We start from the raw sequence: 2,075 nt of genomic DNA, 5'->3' as shown, positions 1-2,075 counted from the left end.
GATTTAAAGCTTGCTCTGAAATAAACTCTACCTGCGGAGGTAGACCACCGCCTAAGTGAATTAATGTTCCAGAAGCTGTAGGCCTATAGCCTCGTTTTAGTTCATAGTCAGAAAGACCCGAAATAGATCCTCCAACTATATGCAGCTTATCCCCAAAAACTCCATATTGAGGATGATGCCAGTGTCCCGCCATTAGTACATCAATATTCTCAGTTAAGTTACCGCTTCCAGCGGCGAAATGGTGCCCCTGATAAACTGGTAAATCGCCCCCTGATCCTTTACCACCGCGTTCCATCATATAGTGTTGTATAAGCACACCCATTTCACCGAAATACTCAATTCCTGTGTAGCCAGAGGCGTATTCACCTTTTGGAGTTATAACGGCATCATGCGTTTTTACTATTTCGCTGATTTCTTGATCACTATATCCACCACGCGCTAAGGTTTTCTCAAAGAAACTTCGCATGTAGGTTACAAATGAATAGCCATGCCACTTCAATGTGCCACTATTCCATTCGTGATTACCTGGTTGCACAAGAACACGCTGGAGTGAATTTAGCTCCTCTCTAGTTGAACCGGCGAAAGCTTCTTGGAAAAGCGATAAATTGAATGCCTCCTGTGAATCCATTGACATAAGTCCAGTCATTTGTGACTCGGAAGCAAAATGCGGATAATTACGTCCATGAAGCATATCACCTCCAAAAAACAACGCCGTAGCACGTTCACCCATAGAGTGAATACGGATATAATCAATATATTTTGCCAACAAGTCAGGGCGAGCTGTAATTGAACCAGTTTGAAAATCACACATCTCGGCAATAGTTAGTCTATTGGGTATACTGAATGACTTTTCGTATAAAGCATCGTTAAAAACTGTAACTATGTGACGGCCATCGTCCGTTCTCTCGTGCGCGCTAGCTGACGGACTTGGTATACGACGACGAGTTCTAACGAGTCTCTTTGAAATGTCGCCTGCTGCATCTGAACGACTACCCCTTGTCTCCATATGTCTTTTTGGATCAATCAATCCACCAGTTGATACCACCCAGCTGTTTCCGATACTTACCCCGACCTCTTCTTGATTATGTTGAGTTACAAACATGTCTGGCGTTGATTGACCACTAGATGCTAATTGACTTAGTGACGCCATAGAATTAACCATGTGGTTTTGATACATGGGTTCTGAAGAGAAGCCAAAATTATGTCTAATCCAGTCATTATATTCCTTATTATCAGTTGTAATATGAAGGTTAAAATCATCTGTGATAATTATGCCATCAGCCATCTCTCCCCTAGACCGCCTAAGCCAACGGTATTCGTCATTTGAAAGTCTCTTATTCTTTTTTATACGTTTTTCAATATCATAAAGTAAGAAGTATTCTTCAACAGATATTTTTCCGTCAGTTATTTTTGACATTTCCTCAGAAGTATAAAGTCTACGACCGGCCTTTAAGCAATATGGGAATACTGTCTCAATTTGAAATTTTAGATGATCGTTCCAATGAGGGCTTTGTCGCATTTTATCGATAGCGGCCCAGTTCATTTTGTCTTCTGGTTTAACTCCACCGTCTTTATCGTGTTTTTTAGCGTAATCACTCATTTTACGAAATACTTCAATAGTGTATTCCTCAGCTACCCGACGATCATCGTTACCCATGTTATATACTACCGGTTTACCAAGTTCACTAGCTTTGTCTAACATTTGCCTAGCATAGCGAAATTGGTGATCCATACTATCAAGACCAGAAACTAAAGTCGCGCGTCGTGATTTCTGAAGTAATTTAAAGTCACCTTGGATAAGGCCAGATAGTACAACTAGGTCTGGGCGCATATCTTCGGGTAAACTATTAATCCTATCGATGGTCTTTTCGTAAAATTCAACATCAGAGTCTTGGTTGCCTATTAAGAGTTCCGACATATATAAAACATTGGCTGAAGGTCGGTCTATTTTTATCTCAACTGTCTCTATTTGGGTCTTTGTATCATGATTTTTGTACAACTCTCGTAGATCATCTGGATAATCAATGGGTGGTTGAGATAATAGATCATATGCAATTTTGGCATTAATATCAGAT

1 protein-coding gene is annotated in these 2,075 nt (G+C 40.4%); it reads right to left on the bottom strand.

From position 1 onward, the window contains the following. Positions 1-2,075 (bottom strand): hypothetical protein (locus WBH99_RS03145; RefSeq protein ID WP_424218657.1); only part of this gene is annotated, 2,075 nt, incomplete at both ends.

The sequence above is a fragment of the Azovibrio sp. genome, from assembly GCF_049658005.1.
Lineage (GTDB): Bacteria > Pseudomonadota > Gammaproteobacteria > Burkholderiales > Rhodocyclaceae > Azovibrio.
The sequence above is the reverse complement of the archived record's forward strand: the minus strand, read 5'-3'. Positions and strand labels throughout refer to the sequence as shown.